Source organism: Achromobacter sp. EB05 (assembly GCF_044232075.1).
Lineage (GTDB): Bacteria > Pseudomonadota > Gammaproteobacteria > Burkholderiales > Burkholderiaceae_B > Achromobacter > Achromobacter dolens.
Genome location: NZ_CP155917.1, coordinates 311432 through 330494 on the forward strand (window position 1 = coordinate 311432; position 19063 = coordinate 330494).

The window sequence follows — 19063 nt, forward strand, 5'->3', positions numbered from 1 at the left end:
GCGCCCGGCATCAGGCCGCGGGCGGCGCGACGCGCGGCTTGACCGGCCAGAACAGCGTGGCCGGCCGTTGCCAGATGCGTTGGCGCACTCCCAGCGCCAGCGCCTGCCGATCGCCGCGGCGCAGGTTGCGCGAGCGCAGCGCGACATTGAAGGCCAGCGCGAAACTCACCCCGACATTCAACAGCCCGGTCACGGCGGTGCCGGCCACCGCCATCCAGAACGCATGCGTGTGCACGACTTCCCATCCCAGCGCGCCGATGGCTGAACCGATCTGGCCGGCGCTGAGCGTGACGTGGCGGACTTCGACGTGGGGACCGAAGAAGCTGACGATGGCCGGTCCCAGGCCCAGCATCAGCCCGAGCGACACGTTGCCGGCGATGCCCGAGATGTTGCGCTGCCAGAAGCCGGCCCAGCGCGCCGCGCCGCGCGCGCCGAACAGATGGCGGATGCGGCGGTCGTAGGCCATGACGTCGTGCACGCGATGCAGGGCGAACCAGTTGTCGGCCCAGCCCGCGATCAGGCTGGACAGCCACAGCAGCACGGCGGTGGCGGCGGCGTAGATCGGCGTCGGTCCCCACAGGGAAAACGAGTCCAGCGTGGCCTGAGCCTTCTCGGCATCGATCAGGGGCCGTTGCAGCCAATGCTGCGCCACCCACTGCACGGCCCACGCCAGCGGGAACACCACGGCCAGGTTGCCCAGGATGGCCGCCGCGTTCGAGCGGATCATCGACAGGGTGTCGTCCAGGAAGGCCTCGCGACCTTCGGGGGTGTTGGCCCCGTCGAGCCGGTGCGCCAGCGCCGGGCCGGTCATGGCCGGCTGCTTGGTGGCCAGCGTGAAATGCGCGAAATGGATCGCCAGGAAGCCGCCGGCATAGTTGAGCGAGGCCAGCAGGCCCTCGATGAACTTGTCCAGGTGCAGCGAGACGATGAAGAACTTCAGGTAGACGGTCAGCACCATCACCAGGCCGCCGCCCGCCGATGCCTTCAGCATCGACAGGTATTCGGCGGCGTCGCGGGCGATGTAGTGCTCGCCGGTCTCGGCGGTGCGGTCCATGACGCGCCGCGCCAGTTGCGCGAACGACGACGCCGCCAGGTGACGGATGCTGCTGCGCGCCTGGGTCGAACGGACCAGTTCGGCGATCAGGTGGGCATACTTGTTGCGCTGGGTGGGATCGACCCACACGCCCAGAAGCAGTTCGATGCGGGCCAGCCGCAGCTTCATGCGCTCGATCTGGAACACCACTTCGACCGATACGCCGTTCTGTTCCAGCTCGGCGTAGACGCCGCGGGTGGCGTCGCGGCAACTGTCCAGCAACGCCCGGAACACGTTCAGCCGCCTGCCGAAGACGTCGCGCGGCGTATCCGGGCCGCTGTCGCAGAGTTCCGCCGCGGCGCCGGCCAACGCGAAGAATGGACTCTCGCGCACCCGGCCCGGCAGGCGGCTGCGGATGTCCTGGCTCAGGCCGGTGGCGCGCACCTGGCTGGCCAGGACCTGGATGCTGCTGGTCAGGGCCTCGACCAGGTGCTGCGGCGGTGGCTCGGGCGCCATCGGGTCGGCGTGGGCAAGGCCGTCGCCCTGCCGCAGCAGCCGGCGCAAGCGGGCGCGGGTCTGCTCGTCCAGGGCTTCGATCCAGGCGGCGTCGTGGGCCTTGCGGAAGATCAGCGAGAACAGGCCGAACATGTCGCTGCGATTGGGCGGGGGCGGCAGCAGCCGCGCTTGCGCCCGTTCCCAGAACTCGCCCCAGAAACCGGGGTGCGAGGCCACGCCGGTATCGCACAGCAGCGAAGTGGGGTCGTTGTCGGTGATGAGCGAGCGCAGCGTGGCGGCCACCGGCGCGGCCAGCGCCGGATTATTCTCGAGCACCTGCAGCACGTAGCGCAGGCGGGCGTGTTGCGGATGGCGTCCGTCCTCGGCCGGGTCGCGCGCGGGGCGGTCGATCCAGCGGCACAGGTCGACCATCCAGAGGTTGCGCTGCGCCAGGGGCGCGTCCGGGTCGGCGCTGGCCAGCAGGGTGTCCAGTTGCGGGCCGCCATGGCGCGCTGCGCGCCATTTACGCCAGAGGGAGATCGCCATGGTCGGACCTCGCGGGTCAGAGGGATTCGGGTTCCCGGCGCAGCGAGAAGCCCTGCGCCTCGTTCATTGCCAGATAGCTGACGTTGCGCGACACCACTGGCGGCGTGTCGCCCTCATGCAGCGCCAGCAGGCCGTCCAGCACCATTTTGTCTGCCAGCGTCATGCGGTCGATCATGCGCAGGTATTGCATCCAGCTTTCCACCAGGAACACTTCCCGCCAGACGCCGTCGCGCTCCAGGTCGCGGAACAACTGCCATTGCTGCGCGCCATTGCGCAGCCGCAACAGGCGCAACGGCCGCGCCGCGTCGATCAGGGCCGACAGCTTTTCCCTGGGGATCAGGTATTGCACCGCCACCAGCACGGCGCCGTGCCGGGTGTCGAAGCCGGCGGCCGAGAGCGCCGGTTCGGTGGCGTCGGCGCGCGCCAGCGATTGCGTGTTGACCTGCTCCGGCAGCCGCGAGCGGTACAGCAGCGCGACGGTGATGGCCAGCATCACGCCCGCCGCCGACAGCGCGCCGGACACGCCCATGGTGCCGGCGAAGTGGCCCCACATGAACGAGCCCGCCGCGAGCCCGCCGAAGATCGCCGTCTGGTAGAGCGCCAGCGAGCGCGCCTTGACCCAGTCGGGCACCAGCATCTGCACGGTGGTGTTGTAGGTGGCCAGCACGCCGATCCAGCAGGCGCCGGACACCAGCAGCGCCGGAAACGCCAGCCACAGCGTGCTGGTCAGGCCCAGCATCAGCAGGCAGGCGGCCAGCAGTCCCGCGGCGACCGTCACCAGCCCGCTGGCGCCCCAGGCCGCCTGCAGGCGACGCACCACGGCGCTGCCGAGGATGGCGCCGACGCCGAGCGCGCCCAGCATGTAGCCGTACAGCAACGCGTTGCCGGTTTCGTGGGCGTACGCCAGCAGCGGCAGCAGCGCCCACAGCGCGCTGGCCGACAGACCGAAGGCGAAGGCGCGCAGCATCACCACGCGCGTCACGGTGGAATGCTGGGTGTAGCGCAGGGCGGCGACCACGCCTTCGAGCAGCCGTTCGGGCGGCAGCCGCCGTGGCGGCACATCGCGGCGCCAGCGCCAGATGGCCCAGATCAGGCTGCCGTAGCAGACGCAGTTCAGCAGGAACACGACAGGCGCGCCGGCGGCGCCCAGCAGCAGGCCGCCGATGGCCGGCCCCACCGCGCGCGCCACGTTGTAGTTGACGCTGTTGAGCAGCACCGCGCTGCCGATGTGCTCGCGCGGCACCTGCTCGCCCACCGCCGCCTGCCAGGCGGGGGTGACGATGGCGCTGCCGATGGCGATGCAGAAGACCGACACGATCAGGGTGATGGGGTGCAGCAGGCCGATGAACGCCAGCACGGTGATGAAGATACCGCCGGCCAGCTCGAGGAGCATGCCGACCAGCATGACCTTGCGGCGGTCGTAGTTGTCGGCCAGCACGCCGGTCAGGATCGACAGCGCCACCAGCGGGAAGGCGGCGGCCACCTGGATCATGGCGACCATCAGCGGGCTGCTCTGCTCTGTGGTGATGACCCAGGCCGCGGCGACCGATTGCGCCCAGGTGCCCAGGTTGGCGAACAGGTTGGCGATCCAGATGATGCGGAACGCCGGGAAGGCGAAGGGGGATAGCGTGCTGACCCGCAGGACGGGTTTGGGGGCGGCGGCGGCCGCGCCCGGCGAGGAAGGAGGCAGATCGTTGTTGGCCGAAACGGGCTGGAGCATGGAAGCCTCGGTGATCGCCCGGCGACGGCGGGCGGGGGCTGTCCAATGGTACGCCTATTGAGGGTCCGGGTTAAGGCAAGACGCCGCGCGCCCGTCGAGCGCGGCGCGGCGGACGCGATCAGGGTTTGGCGGGGGCCGGGCCGGGGTAGGCCTGGTTCAGGTACTCGACGATCAGGGGGACCTGTTCGGCCGGAATCGGCGCCCCGTAGGTGCCGACCATCTTTCTGACCTCGGCATCCCAGAAGCCCAGGGGCATGGGCGGCTGAGATGACAGGTAATCGACCGAATGGCACATCAGGCACAGGGTGGCGGCCTGGGCGCCGGGGCCGGCGCCGGGATGCAGCGTGGCGGTTTCCTGGGGCAACTGGATGTCCAGGGCGTACGCGGGCGCGACGGCGCCGGCGGCGGCCAGCGCCAGGGCAAGGCGGGCGAAGGGGATCATGGCGGGCTCCTGGCTCAGGCGGCGTCGATGCGCACGGTTTCGACCACGTTGCGCATGTAGCCGGCCGGATTCCACAGCGGTTCCAGCGGTTGGGTGTCGCCGGCCTGGTTGGTGGCGCGCGCCTTGAGCGCGTAGCGGCCGGCCCGGGCCGGCGTGAAGTCGGCATGCCATTCGCGGAAGGAGTAGCGTCCCAGATCCGGGCCCAGCGTGGCGGCGTGCCAGGTCTTGCCGTCGTCGGCCGAGAACTGCACCTCGCGGATGCCGCGGCCGCCGTCGAAGGCGATGCCGCGCACCTGCATCCGTGCGCCCTTGGCCACGCGGGCGCCATCGGCCAGGCTGGTGATGAAGCTGCGCACGTTGTAGCGGCCGATGGGGCGGGTCTTCTCCGGCGCCTTGCCCGCGGGCGTACATGCGCAGTCGTTGTCGGGGATGCGATAGGCCTTCTGCATCCAGAAGCCGTCGAACTCCTGGTCAAGCACCTGGATGTCCGCCAGGTGCTTGACCCAGTACGTGCCGTAATAGCCGGGCACCACCAGCCGCACGGGATAGCCATTGAGCATCGGCAGGTCGGCGCCGTTCATGGCGTAGGCCAGCATCACCTCGCCGTCCAGCGCATGGGTCGCGTCCAGCGCCTTGACGAAGGCGGGCGTGCCTTGCAGCACCGGGCGGTCGAGCCCCTGGAACGTGACCTGGCGCGCGCCGGCCTGGATGCCGGCCTTCTCCAGCACGCGCTTGAGCGGGATGCCGAGCCAGCGGGCGTTGCCCATGGCGCCATTGCCGAGCTGGCCGCCGCCCACGCGCGGCTCGAAGAAGCCGCGGCTGTTGCCGGAACACTGGGTTACGGCCACCAGCTCGACCGGCTGGCCGAATTGCTGCTTCAGGTCCGCCAGCGACAGTTCCAGCGGCGTGTTTACCCGCCCGCCGATGCGCAGCCGGTAGGCGGCGGCATCGATGGCGGTGGGGATGTTGCCCAGGTGATAGCGCACGAAGAAGGCGTCATTGGGCGTGATCACGCTGTCGTTGAAGACCGCGAACGGCGTTTCCAACTGCGGCGGCCGCGATGTCTGGCGGATCAGGGGGCGTTTTTGGGGGTAGGCGATCAGGTCGCGTTCGCCATTGGCGAATGGCAGGGTGACGGTGGCGGGGGCCGCCAGGCTGGCGAGGGCGTGGCCGGCGAGTGTGCCGGTCGCGCCCAGGGTACAGGCTTGGCGCAGGAAGCGCCTGCGCCCATCCGTATCGAATGCGCTCATGCATGTCTCCTCGTGTTTTTCTAGTACCCTCGCCTGCGGCGTGGTCGAATCAGGCTACGCCCGCCGGCCTGACAAATGCGTTAACAGTTGCGTCGGCCGTTCCAATAACCGCGTTTTCCGCGCCCCGCGCGCCTGACCTCCCGATGCGACTGACCTTCGACCGATCGGCGTTCGCCGCCCTGCTTGCCGTGACCGTGGTGGAGGCGCTGATCGCCACCCTGGGCAAGCCCTACCCACTGTTGCGCGGGTTCGTGGGCGATGTGGTGGCGGTGGGGTGGGCCTATCTGGTGTATCGCAGCTTCATCCGTGCCGGCGTGCTGCCGCTGGCCATCGCCGCGCTGTTGACCGGCTACGCGGTGGAGTTCGGACAGTACCTGGCGCGGCTGTTCGGCTGGCGCCTGGAACAGCCGGTGCTGCGCATCCTGCTGGGCAGCGTGCCGGACTGGTGGGATGTGCTGGCCTACACGCTGGGGTTCTTCCTGGTGCTACTGCTGGCCGGGGCGCGGCGGCGGTGGCAGTCGGGTCGCCAATCGGTCGGCTCCCGGGTCGCCGGGACCTAGGCCGTCGGGCCTCGAGCAATCAATTTTCAGGCGACGGGGCGCGCGAGGCGCCCCGGATGGATCGCGCCCGTCGTGACGGGAACGCAGGCGGCCGGCGTCAGCCCGGCTGGATGGCCGGGGTGCGCTTGTCGGCCTGGGCCGACGGCGCGGCTTGCGGCCGCAGCCGGGCGTTGCGGAACGGCGCCAGGCATTCCGACCACGACGAGGGGAACAGGGGCGTGGCATGGCGCACGGCATCGCGGCCGGCGTAGTGCGCCAGCAACTGCTGGCCGATGGGGGCGTCTCCCAGGGGATGGCGGGTGGTCATGGTATTTCCGTATTGCATTGAAAGTGTATTCATTGTACCAGTCGGTCGCCCTCGCCGCCAACCGTGGCAACCGGCGCCAAGTCCTTGATACCAGAGGAGGCCGTCCCTTTTATGGGCGACCCGCAACGGGAATACCCTAGTCGATCAAAACGGTAGACGGTATACAATGTTCATAATCGGTCGAAGACTTCGGCCGCCCCTCCCTCACCAGACCTGGAGCGTGTCATGGCTGAACTGATGAACCGAGATGAATTCCGTACCGCGTTGGAAAACGCAATCAAGGGCAAGAGCGCCAATGCCTCGCCGTTCTCGATCGCCTGGGCCGAAGGCAAGCTCAGCCGCGAACACCTGTCGCGCTGGGCCGAGAACCACTACCACTACGTCGGCCCGTTCGCCGACTACCTGGGCTACCTGTACGCCCGCACGCCTGACACCTACACCGAGGCCAAGGATTTTCTGCTGGCCAACATGTATGAAGAGGAAATCGGCGGCGACCGCCATACCGACCTGCTGATCCGCTTCGCCGAGGCCTGCGGCACCACCCGCGAACGGGTCACCAATCCGGACAACATGTCGCCCACCACGCGAGCGCTGCAAAGCTGGTGCTACGCCGTGGCGATGCGCGAAGACCCGATCGTGGCCGTGGCCGGCCTGGTGGTGGGCCTGGAATCGCAGGTGCCGTCGATCTACCGCAAGCAGACGCCGACCCTGCGTGAGAAATATGGCTTCACCGACGAGGAAGTCGAGTTCTTCGATCTGCACATCGTGTCCGACGAGATCCATGGCGAGCGCGGCTACCAGATCGTGCTGGAGCACGCCAACACGGTGGAGCTGCAGCAGCGCTGCCTGAAGATCTGCGAGATCGGCGCGCAGATGCGGCTGCTTTACACCACCGCGCTCTATACCGACTACGTGCAGCAGGAAATCGCGCTGCCCGAGCTCGGCCTGGCCGCCTGAGTCCCCAGCCCGCCGCCGTCCGCCCGCGCGGGCGGCGGCGGGCGCTACCGGATACCTGATCCATGCCTACCGTCGTATTCCACAAAGACGGCCAGACCCATACCGGGGTGGTGCCGGACAACGCCAACCTGGTGGTGCGCGCCGGCATCCGGCAGTTTCCCTTTCCGCACCTGCGTTACGAATGCGGCATGGGCAAATGCGCCAAATGCGCCTGCCGCGTGCTGTCGGGGGGGGAACACCTGCCGCCGGTGAACTGGAAGGAAAAGAAGCAGTTGGGCGAGCGCATCGACGCGGGTTACCGGCTGGCCTGCCAGCTATGGCTCGACCACGATATCGAACTGGCGCAGGACGTCGAGACGGCGCCGCCGCGCGAGGTCGTTGCCGCCGCCGAGCAACGCTAGCCGTCGCCCACGGCGGCAGCCGCCAGGCCCTCCCCGAACACAATCCGCAAAGGAACCCCGCATGACCCGCGACGCGAATGACGCCGTGTTCGTGATTCTGACGTCCAAGCCGGGCGTGTACCGCACCGAGGCGGACGCGCTGGCCGAGATCGTCGAGACCTACGACTACGCCTGCGATGGCCGCCTGCGCGCCGTCTTCAGCATCGCGCGGCTGCGCGGACCGAGCCGGCTGGTGGTCACCGAGGAAACGCCGCCCTATGTGGTGAACCGGGTGCCGTCCAAGTTCCTGGAGGCCTTCGCGTCGCTGGACGCCGCGCGCCAGGAGCTTATCCACCTGACCCGCTTCGGCAGCATCGATACCACCCTGACGCGGCATCCCGACCGCGTCGCCGCGGAGCAATGAGCAGCATGGTCAAGATCACGTTTATATCGAATGGCGGCAAGGTGGCCGAGGCCCCGGAGAACAGCAATCTGCTGCGGGTGTCGCTGAAGGAAAAAGGTGGCATTCCTTTCAAGTGCGGCGGCGGCCTGTGCGGCACCTGCAAGTGCCGCATCGAGCAGGGGATCGAGAACACCGACGCCATCAAGCCCAAGGAACGCAAGCACCTGCGGCCCGAGGACTTCGAGGCCGGCTATCGCATGGCTTGCCAGACCTTTGTGCTGGGCGATGTGGCCGTGTCGTGGGTGGTGCGCGACGGCAAGGGCGTGGTGACGGACGCGGCGGCGCAAGCGGCGCCCGCCGCGCCATGACGGTCGCGCGCTGGCCGCCACATCGCAACGGTCGGGCGGCGGCGAACGCGCCGGGGTGCCGCGCCCGCGCTCAGGCGGCCGATGAGTGCGCCTGGCGCGTCTCGGTGTAGGCCTTGGCGGCGTTGTGCACGTGCTGGCTGGCCAGCAGCGCTGCCAGGTCGCCGTTGCCGGCGATGACGGCGTTCAGGATCTGCGAGTGCTCGTCCCAGTTCTGCTTGGCGCGGTGCATGTTGCTGGGGGCGAACAAGAGCGCGGTGCGGTCGCGCAGCGAACGCATCAGGTCGGTCAGCACCACGTTGCCGCCGATGGTGGCCAGCATTTCGTGGAACTGCGAATTCAGCGCCAGGAACTTGTCCAACTGCTCGCTGCGCGCGGCCTCGGTGCCTTCGCGCAGGAACGCCTGCAGGCGTTCGACGGTCTTGTCGTCGCGGCGTTGCGCGGCCAGCTTGGCGTTCAGGCCTTCCAGCGTGGCGCGCACTTCCACCATGTCGTAGGCCACCGCGTCAGACAGCACCGACACCGACGCGCCGCGGCGCGGCTCGATGGTGACCAGCCCTTCGGCGGCCAGCGCCCGCAGCGCTTCGCGCACCGGGATGCGCGACACGCCCATTTCCTCCGACAGGCGTCCTTCGACCAGGCGGTCGCCCGGCGTGAATTCGCCGCTGAGGATGCGCTCGCGCAGCTTGTCGCGGATGACCGCGAACAACTGCGGGTGCTGCTCGCCGATCTTCAGCGGAGCAGATTGCTGCATGTCTACGGCTTGCGAGCTGACGGGCGAAGTGGTCATGGCGAGCGGGTCTGGCGGAATGGATACAGTCTTCATTGTATTACCGGGCGGCGGGTCGACGGTGTTGGCGAGCGGCGTCAGCCGAGCCACAGGGCCTTGGCGATCACCCCGAGCGCGCCGATGGCGCAGGCGGCCAGCAGCACGGCGCGCACCGCGCGCGGCGGCAGCCGCGAGCGCAGCCGGCCGGAAACCGCGAAGCCGGCCAGCAGGAACGGCGCCAGGCTGAGCGCCAGCGCGGCGTGGTAACCGGTGTAGCGGTCGGCCAGCGCCAGCATCGCCAGCGAGAAGATCGACCCCAGGAACAGCACCATGCCCAGCGTGGCGCGCAGCCGCGGCGGCTCGGCGTGCTGCAACACCAGGGCAATCGGCGGGGCGCCCACCGAGGTCATGGTGCCCATGATGCCCGAGGCCACGCCGGCGCCCGAGACCCGGCCGGGGGTGGCGGCAAAGCGCAGGCCGGCGGCGCTGAGTCCGACGGCGGCCAGGATCATGGCGGCGAACAGCAGGCCCAGCGCCTGCGGCGCGAAGCGCGCCATGGCGTAGATGGCGATCAGGGTGCCGGCGGCGCGCCCGGTCAGGGCATAGCCGACCGCCGGCCAGTCGATCGCGCCGCGTTCGCGCAGCGCGGTCAGCAGCGAGATGAAGCCGCCCAGCGTCAGCAGCGGGCCGGGCGCCAACTGCGGAAAGCACAGCGCCGCCACCGGCGCGGCGAACATGGCAAAGCCGATGCCGCCCACGCCCTGCGCCAGCGCGGCGCCGAAGACGACCGCGGCCATGGCGGCGAAATGCCAGAGATCGGGAACGGCGATGGGCATGTAGCAGTCTCTTTTTTGTATATCGTAGTCTGAATCAAAACCGCCCATGCACCAAGATTGGGCTTATGCGCCAACTTAATGCACTGATTTTCCTCGAATATTCATCGAAATTTCAGAATTATCGGTTTCCCTAGGCGATGCATATTTCGGTTGGTATGACGCATAACGAAATATAGTATACCGAAGTGGCGATTCAACAGCCACGTCACAAGGGGAATAGCGCATGCAATCGGACGTCGTCCTCAACGCCGCTCACTGGATGTACCTGGTCAGCGTCGCCGCCATCATCCTGACGATGATCCTGCGGGCCAATGTGGTGGTGCCGTCGGTCATCGGCACCTTTCTGGTGGTGCTGGCCATCACCGGCAACCCGATCAGCGCGCTGATCGGCATCTTCTCGGCCAGCTTCGTGGCCGCCAAAGAGCTTTTCAACATCTTCCTGGTCATCACCTTCATGACCGCCCTGCTCAATGCGCTCAAGACGCTGCAGGCGGACGTGCGCATGGTGCAGCCGTTCCGGCGGGTGATGCGCGGCGGCCATTCGTCGTTCCTCATCATTGCCCTCTGTACCTATGTGATCTCGCTGTTCTTCTGGCCGACGCCGGCGGTGCCCCTGGTCTCGGCGATCCTGCTGCCGGCGGCCATCGCGGCCGGGCTGCCGCCGCTGGCGGGGGCCATGGCGATCGCCATCGCCGGCCAGGGCATGGCGCTGTCGTCCGACTACGTGATTGGCGTGGCGCCCGGCATCAGCGCCAAGGCCGCGGGCGCCGCGGTCAGCGCCGCGGTGGTGGCGGACCGCGCGCTGGTGCTGTCGCTGATCACCGGCGCGGTGGCGTTGACCGTCGCCTACCTGCTGGTGCGCAAGCACATCGTGCCGGCCGACCCGGGCCTGTTGTCGGCCTGGCAGGCGCGCGCCCAGGACGGCAGCCTGGCCGAGATCGAGCACTCAGGATCGTTCGACAAGGCCGAACTCGCGCGCGGCACCATGGGTGCGAACCCGGCGCTGCCGCGCGGCCCGGGGCTGAACGATGAGGAACGGCGCCGGGTGCGCTGGTCGCGCGTGTTCGCGGTGGTGACGCCGCTGGCCTTCCTGGGCGTGATCGCGGTGATGGTGCTGCCGCGGCTGTTCCCGTCGCTGCCTGCGCTGCGCGGCGGCGACGCGGCGGCGCTGGTGGGCGGCGTGGCGTTCGTGGTGATGATGCTGGTGACGCTGGCGGCCGAGGGGCCGCGCAAGATGCTGGACGTCTGCCCCGAGCACGTCACCGACGGCTTCGTGTTCGCCTTCAAGGCGATGGGCTCGGTGCTGCCGATCGCCGGCTTCTTCTTCGTCGGCGCCAACGAGACGGCCGCGCAGATCCTGGGCATGCCGCAGGCCCAGGCTCCCGGGCTGTTGTTCGAAGTGATCTCGGCGGGCCAGCACCTGATCCCGGAGAACCATTTCCTGGTGGCGTTCGGCGTGCTGCTGGTGGGGATGATCACCGGCATCGACGGTTCGGGTTTCGCCGGCCTGCCGTTGACCGGCACGCTGTCGGGCGCGCTGGGGCCGGTGGTGGGGGTGGATCCGGCGACGCTGGCGGCGGTGGGCCAGATGGGCGCGGTGTGGACCGGGGGCGGCACCCTGATCGCCTGGTCGTCGCTGATCGCGGTGGCGGGGTTCGCGCGGGTCCACGTGCTGTCGCTGGTGCGGGCGCTGCTGCTGCCCGTGTTGCTGGCGCTGTTCGTGTCCACGATCTGCGCCGTGCTGATCTGGCATTGACGCCGGTTCGGGTTTACGTGGATCGAACCATTTAGATTAAAGTATACAATGTTCAGAAATTACCTCAGACGGCCAATTTCCGGGCATCCTGGCCAGCCCGGCAAAGGAAGGACTTCCGTGGACGAGCTTTCGCAGCAGGAATTTCTGAATCACATCGGGGGCGAATGGGTCGCCTGCGCCTCGGGCGCGACAGTGCCGAACCTGAACCCGGCCGACAGCGCCGACGTGGTGGGACGGTTCCAGCAATCGGACGCCACCGATGGCGCCCGCGCCGTGGCGGCGGCCGCCACCGCCTTTCCCGCCTGGCGCGACACGCCGATCTCCAAGCGCGCCGCCATCCTGTTCCGCGCCGCCCAACTGCTGGAGGACCGCGCCGACAGCGTGGCGCGCGAACTGACCCGCGAGGAAGGCAAGGGCCTGGCGCTGGCCCGCGACGAAGTGCTGCGCTCGGCCCAGACCCTGCGGTTCTATGCGGTGGAAGGGCAGTCGTTCACCGGCGAGACCTTCGTCAACGACGATCCGGACATGGTGGTCTACAGCCAGCGCGAGCCGCTGGGGGTGGTGACGGTGATCTCGCCGTGGAACTTCCCGATCTCGATTCCGGCGCGCAAGATCGCGCCGGCGCTGATCACCGGCAATACCGTGGTGTTCAAGCCGTCGTCGGACGCGCCGCTGTCCGGCTACCGGCTGGCGCAGGCGCTGGTCGAGGCGGGCCTGCCGCCGGGCGTGCTGAATTTCGTGACGGGACCGGCCTCGAAGGTGGGCCAGGCCATCACCACCGCGCCGGCGGTGCGCGCCATTTCCTTCACCGGCTCGACCGCCGCCGGCGAGCAGATCCACCGCGGCGCCGGCCTGACCACGCGCACGCAGATGGAGCTGGGCGGCAAGAACCCGCTGATCGTGCTGGCCGACGCCGACCTGGATCGCGCGGTGGACCTGGCGGTCAAGGGCGGGTTCTCGCTCAGCGGCCAGGCCTGCACCGGCACCAGCCGGCTGCTGGTCGACCGCAAGGTGCTGGCGGCGTTCACCGAGAAGCTGCTGGCGCGCATGGCCAAGCTGACCATCGGCAATGGCCTGGAGGGCAATTTCGACCTGGGTCCGCTGGCCACCCGTAAACAACTCGACACGGTGCTGAGCTACATCGCGCTGGGCAAGCAGGAAGCCACCCATCTGATCGGCGGCGAGCGCCTGGACGGTCCCGGCTTCGAGCGCGGCTATTACGTGACGCCGGCCCTGTTCACCGACGTGACGCAGCAGATGCGGATCGCGCGCGAGGAGATTTTCGGACCGGTGCTGGCGCTGATCGCGGTGGACGGCTACGACGAGGCCATCGCCTGCGCCAACGACACCGAATACGGCCTGTCCGCCGCCATCGCCACCAGCGACGCGCGCTACGCCCATCGCTTCGCCCGCGACATCCAGGCCGGCACCGTCAAGATCAACCGCACCACCACCGGCAATCTCATCAACGCGCCGTTCGGCGGCCTGAAAAGTTCCAGCACCTCGACCTTCCGTGAATCGGGCCGGGTCGGGCTGGAGTTCTACACGCAGATCAAGACCGTCTACCGCGCAGGCTGACGGCCCTACCTGGAGTCAAGCAACATGAAGCAGATCTATCGCCTGGAACTCGAAGAAGCGCGCCTCATGGTGCGCGCCGCCATCGCTCGCTCGGAACAGATCGGCGTGCTGGAATCGGTATGCATCGTTGATGACGGCGGCTATCCGATCGCGCTGGAGCGCATGGACGGCGCCCGCATCACCGGCCCGCAGATCGCCTGGAACAAGGCCTTCACCGCCGCCGGCCACAAGCGCTCGACGCACCTGTTCACCACCCCCCCCAACGGGCCGGCGCTGCCCGGCAACGAAGCCTTCGGCATCCAATGGAGCTTCGAAGGCAGGTTCGCCGCGTTCGTGGGCGGCTTTCCCATCGTGGTCAACGACGAGGTCGTCGGCGGCGTGGGCCTGAGCGGCGGCAACGGCGAGCAGGACACCCAGGCCGGCCTGGCCGCGTTGGGGGCGCTGGCCGAGCTGCTGGAGCCGCGCGGCCTGAAGGTGCTGGTGCAGGCGGACATCAAGAAATAGGCGCTGTCGTCATGGCATACCGTGTCCAGATCCTCGAGACCGGGCAGGCCTTCATGGTCGCGCCGGATGAATCCGTGTTGCAGGCGGCCGAGCGCGCCTCGGTGCGGCTGCCGCACGAATGCACCTTCGGAGGCTGCGGCACCTGCCGCATCAAGCTGGCCGAAGGGTCGGTCGACTACGAAGAATTCCCGATGGCGCTGACGCCGGAAGAGGCGGCCCAGGGCTATGCGCTGGCCTGCCAGGCGCGGCCGCGCAGCGATCTGTGCATCAGCGTCGCCAACCCGCGCCAATTCGCCGAGCCGCGGCGCCTGGACGCCACCGTGCACCGCATCGCCGCGCTGTGCGACGACGTCATCCACCTGACGCTGGCGCTGCCGCCGGACACGCCGCTCGATTACGCGCCGGGCCAGTACATGAACGTGGTGTTGCCCGACGGCGCCACCCGCAGCTTCTCGATGGCCTCGGCGCCCGCCGGCAACCTGGTGGATTTCCACGTGCGCCGCATTCCGGGCGGCCGCTACACCGACCAGTGGCTGGGGCAGGCGCGGCCGGGCGCGGCGCTCGAGATCGAGGCGCCGCTGGGCGTGTTCAGCTATCACGAGGAAGATTGGCGGCCGATGATCATGATGGCCACCGGCACCGGCATCGCGCCGATCAAGGCGATCCTGGAATCGTTGCTGGACAACGACGACTGCCCGCCGGTGACGCTCTACTGGGGCATGCGGACCGAGGCCGACCTGTATCTGCGCGACCAGATCGCGGGCTGGGCCGGGCGCCTGTACGAGTTCAATTTCGTGCCGGTGCTGTCGCGCGCGGGCGCCGATTGGCAGGGCCGGCGCGGCCATGTGCAACAGGCAGTGCTGGCGGACCACGGCGACCTGTCCGAACACGCCTTCTACCTGTGCGGCGCGCCGGCGATGATCAGCGAGGCGACCACGCTGCTGGCGGGGCGCGGCGCCAGCCTCGACCACGTGTACGCCGACAGCTTCACCTTCCAGCATGCGCCGGCCACGGCGGCGATGCCGTAGGGCGGGCTCGCGCGGCGATCCCTAGCGGAACACCAGCACCGGCAGCTTGGTGCGCGCCAGCACACGCTGAGTCTCGCTGCCGAGCAGGAAGCCGGTCATGCCGTGGCGGCCGTGCGACCCCATCACGATCAGGTCGCAGCCCCGTTGCTGCGCCGTGTCGACGATGGCTTCGTGCGGATGGTCGTTGACCACCACGGCGGTCTCGCAAGGCACCAGGGCGTGGCGCGCCTCGGCCTCCAGGCCTTCCAGGTAGCCGGTGGCGTTCTTGCGTGCCTGGTCGGTATGCTGCGGCTGGTGGGCGCCCAGCATTTCCGCCTGGTAGACGGTCAGGTGATCCTCCGGGATGGCGCGCAGCAGGGTGATGGTGGCGTTCATTTCCTTGGCGAAAACGAGCGCCTTCTTGAAGGCCGACTCGGACAGCAGGGAGCCGTCCACGGCGATGAGCAGATGCCTGTACATGTTGCGTCTCCTTTGAGAAAAGGAACGTCCAGCAAGGGCGAATCCAGTATAGGCCCGCCCCTGCCCGCAATCCAGTACCGCATTCGGATGAGCGCGGCGCGCCGCCCCGTCAGGCGCGACGACGCAGGGTTTCCCCTTCCCCCTCCAGGCCGCGCGGCAGCGCCTCGATCAGGCTGCGCGTGTAGGGGTGGCGGGCCTCGCGCCACAGGGTGGCGTTGGGGCCTTCCTCGACGATGCGGCCGCCGTGCATCACCAGCACCCGGTCGGCCAGGTAGTGCACCACCGACAGGTCGTGCGAGATGAACAGGTACGACAGGTTGAACTCGGCCTTCAGGTCGACCAGCAGGTTCAGGATCTGCGCCTGCACCGACACGTCCAGCGCCGACACCGGTTCATCGCAGATCACCAGCGACGGCCGCAGCACCAGGGCGCGCGCGATGCCGATGCGCTGGCGCTGGCCGCCCGAGAATTCGCTGGGGTAGCGCGCCAGGGCGCCGCTGGGCAGGCCGACCGCGTCCAGCATGTGGGCGATGCGGCGGCGCCGTTCCGGGCGTTCGGCCACGCGGTGGATGCGCAGCGCCGATTCCAGGATGTCGCCGACGGTGTGGCGCGGGTTGAGCGAGGCGTAGGGGTCCTGGAAGATCATCTGCACGCTCTGGCGATAGGCTGCCAACCCGCGCCGGTCCAGGCGGGCGGTGTCCTGTCCGCGCAGCAGGATCTGCCCGCCGGCGGGCGCCAGCAACCGCACCAGGGTGCGCGACAGGGTCGATTTTCCGCAGCCGGATTCCCCCACCAGGCCCAGCGTTTCGCCATGGGCGATCTGGAACGACACACCGTCCACCGCGTGCTTGGCGCCCTGGGGCGTGGCGTAGTCGACACGCAGGTCGCGCACCTGCATCAAGGGCAGGGGATGAGGATCGCCGGCGGTCGCGTCATTGGCCGCGGCCACGCGCGGGGGCGTCACCAGGCCAAATATGGGCCGGCCCGAGGCCGGATCGAGCCGCGAGCGGATCTCCGGCAGGCGTCGCTGGCGATAGTGGGTGGCGTCATCCAGCCGCAGCGAAGCGCCCAGCAGACCCTGGGTGTAGGGGTGGCGCGGTCGCGACAGCAGCGTGGCGGCGGCGCCTTCCTCGACTTTCTCGCCGCCCACCATCACCGCCAAGCGGTCGGCCCAGTCGCCCACCACCGCCAGGTCGTGAGTAATCAGCAGCAGGCCCATGCCGAGTTCCGATCGCAGGTCGTCCAGCAGCCGCAATATCTGCGCCTGCACCGTCACGTCGAGCGCGGTGGTGGGCTCGTCGGCCACCAGCAGCGCGGGCTCGCAGGCGATGGCGGCGGCGATCATGGCGCGTTGACGCTGGCCGCCCGACAGCAGGTGGGGGTAGTCGTCGACGCGCCGCTGCGGCTCGGGCACGCGCACCAGGTCCAGCAGTTCTATCGCGCGTTGGCGCGCGGCCCCGGCCGAGGCGCCGCGATGCAGGCGCAGGGCCTCGCCGATCTGCTGGCCCAGCGTCAGCACCGGGTTCAGGCTGGTCATGGGTTCCTGGAAGATCATGGCGATGCGGTCGCCGCGCAGGGCGCAGCGTTGACGCTCGGATAGCGCCAGCAGGTCGCGGCCCTCGAACAGGATGCGGCCGCTGGCGCGGGCGTGGCGCGGCAGCAGGCCCAGCAGCGCCAGCGCGGTGGTGGACTTGCCGCAACCGGATTCGCCCACCAGCGCCAGGGTCTCGCCGGCGGCGATGCGCAGGTCCAGTCCGTTGACGGCCTGATGGCCGGGGAAGGCCACGTTCAGCCCTTGGATGTCGATCAGTGTGCTCATGGGGAGGCAGTCGGTAGCGGGGCGGCGGGCGCCACGGCGGCGCGCCGCCGCAGCTTGGGATTGAGCGCGTCGTTGACGGCGTCGCTCAACAGGTTCAGGGCCAGCACGGCCGCCATGATGGTCAGGCCCGGCAGGGCGGTCATGTACCAGGCGGTGCGCAGCGCCTCGCGCCCGGCGCCCACCATGCTGCCCCAGCTGACCACGTTGGGGTCGCCCAGGCCGAGGAACGACAGGCCGGCTTCGGACAGGATGGCGTTGGCCACCAGAACGGCGGTGGTCACGATGATGGGCGGCAGGGCGTTGGGGAGGATCTCGCGGAAGATGATGCGGGCGTGGCCGGCGCCCAGCGCCTGCGCGGCGCGCACGAATTCGCGTTGGCGCAGGGAGATGAACTCGCCGCGCGTCAGGCGCGCAATGCCGGTCCAGGAAGTCACGCCCAGCGCGAAGATGATGGTCGACAGCGAAGGCCCGAGGATCGCCACCAGCACGATCGCCAGCAGGAACGAGGGCACCGTCTGGAACAGCTCGGTCAGGCGCATCAGCACCGCGTCCACGCGCGGCCCGGCATAGCCGGCGATGGCGCCCACCAGCAGCCCCAGCGCCAGCGCGATGGCGGCGGAGGCGCCGCCCACCAGCAGCGAGACTCGGGCGCCGTGGAACAGGCCGGCCAGGATGTCGCGGCCCATCAGGTCGGTGCCGGCCGGAAATTCCGCGTCGGTGCCGGGCCAGGTGAAGGGCGCGCCCACCATTTCCAGCGGGTCGCCCGGATACAGCCAGCCGGCCGTGGCGGCGGCGGCCACCAGCAACAGCAGCACAGCCGCGCCGATGGCGGCGGAAGGCGCCCGCAACAGGCGCGCCAGGAACGTCAAGGCGTGCTTCATGCTTTCCTCACGCGCGGGTCGAGCAGGCCGTAACAGGCATCCACGACGATGTTCATCACCGCCACCAGCGCCGCGCTCATCAGCAGGATGCCCAGCAGCAGGTTGACGTCGCGGCTGGCGATGGCCTCGAACGACAGCTGGCCCAGGCCGGGCCACGCAAATACGGTCTCGACCACGATGCTGCCGCCCAGCAGCGCGCTGCTCTGCAGGCCGAGCATGGTGACCACCGGCAGGATCGCGTTGCGCAACGCGTGGCGCCAGATCACCCGGCCCTCCCCATTGCCGCGGGCGCGGGCGGTGCGGATGTAGTCTTCCTGCAGCGTCTCGATCATGGACGCGCGCGACAGCCGCGCGTAGATGGCGACGTAGTAGATCGCCACCGTGGCCACCGGCAGCACCAGGTGCCGCGCGTAGTCCAGCCACAGCGCGCCGCCGGTATGGGCGGCGCCGACGTCGCGGATGCCGCCGACCGGCAGCCAGTCCAGGTGCACGCCAAAGCCGACGATCAGCATCAACGCCGTCCAGAACATCGGCGCCGAATAACCCGCCGTGGCCAGGCCGGACAGCAGCGTGTCCAGCAGCCCGTGCGGCCGCCGCGCCGCCAGCACGCCCAGCAGCACCCCCAATGCCACCGACAAGGCCAGGCCGGTGCCGATCAGCGCCAGGGTGGCCGGCAGGCGGCCGAAGATCAGGTCTGCCACCGGTTCGCCATAGCGGAACGAATAGCCCAGGTCCAGCGAAGCCAGGCTCTTGAGGTAGTAGCCGAGCTGCGCCAGCAGGCCCCGGTCCAGGCCGTAGGCCTGGCGCAGCTCGGCCACGTGGGCAGGAGTGATGCCGCTGTTCTCGGCGGCGATCACGTCCACCAGGTCGCCCGGCACCAGCTTGAGCAGGAAGAAATTGGCGACCCCCGTGGCGGCCACCACGAACAGGATCTGCAGCAGGTAGCGGACGGGACGGGGCAGGCGCGCAAGCATA

The 19063-nt window shown here is 69.2% G+C and carries 20 protein-coding genes; 9 read left to right on the forward strand and 11 right to left on the reverse strand.

All coding sequences use genetic code 11. From position 1 onward, the window contains the following. Nucleotides 1–10: 10 nt before the first annotated feature. From AAID08_RS01460 to AAID08_RS01475, 4 genes are all read right to left on the reverse strand, one after another. Nucleotides 11–2074, reverse strand: coding sequence for a site-specific recombinase (locus tag AAID08_RS01460; protein WP_395757284.1), 2064 nt, complete (start codon nucleotides 2072–2074; stop codon nucleotides 11–13). Between the two features lie 16 nt (nucleotides 2075–2090). After that, a complete protein-coding gene (locus AAID08_RS01465; RefSeq protein WP_395757285.1) occupies nucleotides 2091–3794 on the reverse strand; it encodes an MFS transporter in 1704 nt (567 codons plus the stop codon). 118 nt (nucleotides 3795–3912) lie between these two features. After that, nucleotides 3913–4236 carry a hypothetical protein gene (locus AAID08_RS01470; RefSeq protein WP_054503662.1) on the reverse strand — a complete coding sequence of 108 codons (324 nt, stop codon included), beginning with the start codon at nucleotides 4234–4236 and terminating at the stop codon, nucleotides 3913–3915. A gap of 14 nt (nucleotides 4237–4250) precedes the next feature. Further along, nucleotides 4251–5486: a molybdopterin-dependent oxidoreductase gene (locus AAID08_RS01475; RefSeq protein WP_175143671.1), complete on the reverse strand. Its 1236-nt coding sequence runs from the start codon at nucleotides 5484–5486 to the stop codon at nucleotides 4251–4253. A 143-nt stretch (nucleotides 5487–5629) separates the two neighbouring features. Between AAID08_RS01475 and AAID08_RS01480 the strand changes: the two genes are divergently transcribed. Continuing rightward, a complete protein-coding gene (locus AAID08_RS01480; protein WP_054503660.1) occupies nucleotides 5630–6046 on the forward strand; it encodes a DUF2809 domain-containing protein in 417 nt (138 codons plus the stop codon). Nucleotides 6047–6143: 97 nt separating this feature from the next. Here the strand turns inward: AAID08_RS01480 and AAID08_RS01485 are convergent, their stop codons facing one another. Continuing rightward, nucleotides 6144–6353 carry a hypothetical protein gene (locus AAID08_RS01485; RefSeq protein ID WP_054503659.1) on the reverse strand — a complete coding sequence of 70 codons (210 nt, stop codon included), beginning with the start codon at nucleotides 6351–6353 and terminating at the stop codon, nucleotides 6144–6146. Nucleotides 6354–6578: 225 nt separating this feature from the next. Here AAID08_RS01485 and AAID08_RS01490 point away from each other — a divergent pair, with 225 nt between their 5' ends. The 4 genes from AAID08_RS01490 to AAID08_RS01505 all read left to right on the forward strand — a co-directional run bounded on the left by AAID08_RS01490 (nucleotide 6579) and on the right by AAID08_RS01505 (nucleotide 8461). After that, entirely contained in the window at nucleotides 6579–7310 is a 732-nt protein-coding gene (locus AAID08_RS01490) for a TenA family transcriptional regulator (protein ID WP_006387284.1), read from the forward strand. A 62-nt stretch (nucleotides 7311–7372) separates the two neighbouring features. Next, on the forward strand, nucleotides 7373–7711 hold the full coding sequence (locus AAID08_RS01495; protein WP_054503658.1) for a 2Fe-2S iron-sulfur cluster-binding protein: 339 nt from the start codon (nucleotides 7373–7375) through the stop codon (nucleotides 7709–7711). Nucleotides 7712–7772: 61 nt separating this feature from the next. After that, the gene (locus tag AAID08_RS01500; protein WP_081273588.1) at nucleotides 7773–8114 is read left to right on the forward strand and encodes a ferredoxin; all 342 of its coding nucleotides are present in this window, start codon (nucleotides 7773–7775) and stop codon (nucleotides 8112–8114) included. Then, on the forward strand, nucleotides 8111–8461 hold the full coding sequence (locus AAID08_RS01505; RefSeq protein ID WP_054503657.1) for a 2Fe-2S iron-sulfur cluster-binding protein: 351 nt from the start codon (nucleotides 8111–8113) through the stop codon (nucleotides 8459–8461). The genes AAID08_RS01500 and AAID08_RS01505 overlap by 4 nt, the downstream gene beginning before the upstream one ends. A 70-nt stretch (nucleotides 8462–8531) precedes the next feature. Here AAID08_RS01505 and AAID08_RS01510 read toward each other — a convergent pair whose 3' ends face one another. Together AAID08_RS01510 and AAID08_RS01515 are read right to left on the reverse strand one after the other, a co-directional pair. Continuing rightward, nucleotides 8532–9248, reverse strand: coding sequence for a GntR family transcriptional regulator (locus AAID08_RS01510; RefSeq protein WP_054503656.1), 717 nt, complete (start codon nucleotides 9246–9248; stop codon nucleotides 8532–8534). Between the two features lie 77 nt (nucleotides 9249–9325). Beyond that, nucleotides 9326–10063 carry a sulfite exporter TauE/SafE family protein gene (locus tag AAID08_RS01515; RefSeq protein WP_054503655.1) on the reverse strand — a complete coding sequence of 246 codons (738 nt, stop codon included), beginning with the start codon at nucleotides 10061–10063 and terminating at the stop codon, nucleotides 9326–9328. Between the two features lie 223 nt (nucleotides 10064–10286). On the opposite strand from AAID08_RS01515, the gene AAID08_RS01520 reads away from it, so the two are divergent. From AAID08_RS01520 to AAID08_RS01535, 4 genes are all read left to right on the forward strand, one after another. After that, complete coding sequence (locus AAID08_RS01520) at nucleotides 10287–11819, forward strand: hypothetical protein (RefSeq protein ID WP_054503654.1); 1533 nt, start codon at nucleotides 10287–10289, stop codon at nucleotides 11817–11819. 117 nt (nucleotides 11820–11936) lie between these two features. Beyond that, nucleotides 11937–13397, forward strand: a complete 1461-nt coding sequence (locus tag AAID08_RS01525; protein ID WP_144656613.1) for an aldehyde dehydrogenase family protein — start codon at nucleotides 11937–11939, stop codon at nucleotides 13395–13397. 24 nt (nucleotides 13398–13421) lie between these two features. Next, a complete protein-coding gene (locus AAID08_RS01530) occupies nucleotides 13422–13901 on the forward strand; it encodes a heme-binding protein (protein ID WP_175143673.1) in 480 nt (159 codons plus the stop codon). A gap of 11 nt (nucleotides 13902–13912) precedes the next feature. Continuing rightward, nucleotides 13913–14929 carry a 2Fe-2S iron-sulfur cluster-binding protein gene (locus AAID08_RS01535; RefSeq protein ID WP_054503651.1) on the forward strand — a complete coding sequence of 339 codons (1017 nt, stop codon included), beginning with the start codon at nucleotides 13913–13915 and terminating at the stop codon, nucleotides 14927–14929. 21 nt (nucleotides 14930–14950) lie between these two features. Here the strand turns inward: AAID08_RS01535 and AAID08_RS01540 are convergent, their stop codons facing one another. The 4 genes from AAID08_RS01540 to AAID08_RS01555 all read right to left on the reverse strand — a co-directional run bounded on the left by AAID08_RS01540 (nucleotide 14951) and on the right by AAID08_RS01555 (nucleotide 19062). Continuing rightward, nucleotides 14951–15388, reverse strand: a complete 438-nt coding sequence (locus tag AAID08_RS01540; protein WP_054503650.1) for a universal stress protein — start codon at nucleotides 15386–15388, stop codon at nucleotides 14951–14953. Between the two features lie 109 nt (nucleotides 15389–15497). After that, nucleotides 15498–17207, reverse strand: a complete 1710-nt coding sequence (locus AAID08_RS01545; protein WP_395757286.1) for an ABC transporter ATP-binding protein — start codon at nucleotides 17205–17207, stop codon at nucleotides 15498–15500. Next, on the reverse strand, nucleotides 17204–18088 hold the full coding sequence (locus tag AAID08_RS01550; RefSeq protein WP_054419100.1) for an ABC transporter permease: 885 nt from the start codon (nucleotides 18086–18088) through the stop codon (nucleotides 17204–17206). The genes AAID08_RS01545 and AAID08_RS01550 overlap by 4 nt, the downstream gene beginning before the upstream one ends. Then, nucleotides 18085–19062 carry an ABC transporter permease gene (locus AAID08_RS01555; protein ID WP_054482314.1) on the reverse strand — a complete coding sequence of 326 codons (978 nt, stop codon included), beginning with the start codon at nucleotides 19060–19062 and terminating at the stop codon, nucleotides 18085–18087. Before AAID08_RS01555 ends, AAID08_RS01550 begins: the two co-directional genes overlap by 4 nt. Nucleotide 19063: the final 1 nt, after the last annotated feature.

Coding starts and splice junctions, on each gene's coding strand:
- AAID08_RS01460 (WP_395757284.1), bottom strand. CDS start 2,074: ATGGCGATCTCCCTCTGGCGTAAATGGCGCGCAGCGCGCCATGGCGGC.
- AAID08_RS01510 (WP_054503656.1), bottom strand. CDS start 9,248: ATGACCACTTCGCCCGTCAGCTCGCAAGCCGTAGACATGCAGCAATCT.
- AAID08_RS01515 (WP_054503655.1), bottom strand. CDS start 10,063: ATGCCCATCGCCGTTCCCGATCTCTGGCATTTCGCCGCCATGGCCGCG.
- AAID08_RS01475 (WP_175143671.1), bottom strand. CDS start 5,486: ATGAGCGCATTCGATACGGATGGGCGCAGGCGCTTCCTGCGCCAAGCC.
- AAID08_RS01500 (WP_081273588.1), top strand. CDS start 7,773: ATGACCCGCGACGCGAATGACGCCGTGTTCGTGATTCTGACGTCCAAG.
- AAID08_RS01535 (WP_054503651.1), top strand. CDS start 13,913: ATGGCATACCGTGTCCAGATCCTCGAGACCGGGCAGGCCTTCATGGTC.
- AAID08_RS01485 (WP_054503659.1), bottom strand. CDS start 6,353: ATGACCACCCGCCATCCCCTGGGAGACGCCCCCATCGGCCAGCAGTTG.
- AAID08_RS01555 (WP_054482314.1), bottom strand. CDS start 19,062: ATGCTTGCGCGCCTGCCCCGTCCCGTCCGCTACCTGCTGCAGATCCTG.
- AAID08_RS01530 (WP_175143673.1), top strand. CDS start 13,422: ATGAAGCAGATCTATCGCCTGGAACTCGAAGAAGCGCGCCTCATGGTG.
- AAID08_RS01540 (WP_054503650.1), bottom strand. CDS start 15,388: ATGTACAGGCATCTGCTCATCGCCGTGGACGGCTCCCTGCTGTCCGAG.
- AAID08_RS01480 (WP_054503660.1), top strand. CDS start 5,630: ATGCGACTGACCTTCGACCGATCGGCGTTCGCCGCCCTGCTTGCCGTG.
- AAID08_RS01520 (WP_054503654.1), top strand. CDS start 10,287: ATGCAATCGGACGTCGTCCTCAACGCCGCTCACTGGATGTACCTGGTC.
- AAID08_RS01465 (WP_395757285.1), bottom strand. CDS start 3,794: ATGCTCCAGCCCGTTTCGGCCAACAACGATCTGCCTCCTTCCTCGCCG.
- AAID08_RS01470 (WP_054503662.1), bottom strand. CDS start 4,236: ATGATCCCCTTCGCCCGCCTTGCCCTGGCGCTGGCCGCCGCCGGCGCC.
- AAID08_RS01490 (WP_006387284.1), top strand. CDS start 6,579: ATGGCTGAACTGATGAACCGAGATGAATTCCGTACCGCGTTGGAAAAC.
- AAID08_RS01495 (WP_054503658.1), top strand. CDS start 7,373: ATGCCTACCGTCGTATTCCACAAAGACGGCCAGACCCATACCGGGGTG.
- AAID08_RS01550 (WP_054419100.1), bottom strand. CDS start 18,088: ATGAAGCACGCCTTGACGTTCCTGGCGCGCCTGTTGCGGGCGCCTTCC.
- AAID08_RS01505 (WP_054503657.1), top strand. CDS start 8,111: ATGAGCAGCATGGTCAAGATCACGTTTATATCGAATGGCGGCAAGGTG.
- AAID08_RS01545 (WP_395757286.1), bottom strand. CDS start 17,207: ATGAGCACACTGATCGACATCCAAGGGCTGAACGTGGCCTTCCCCGGC.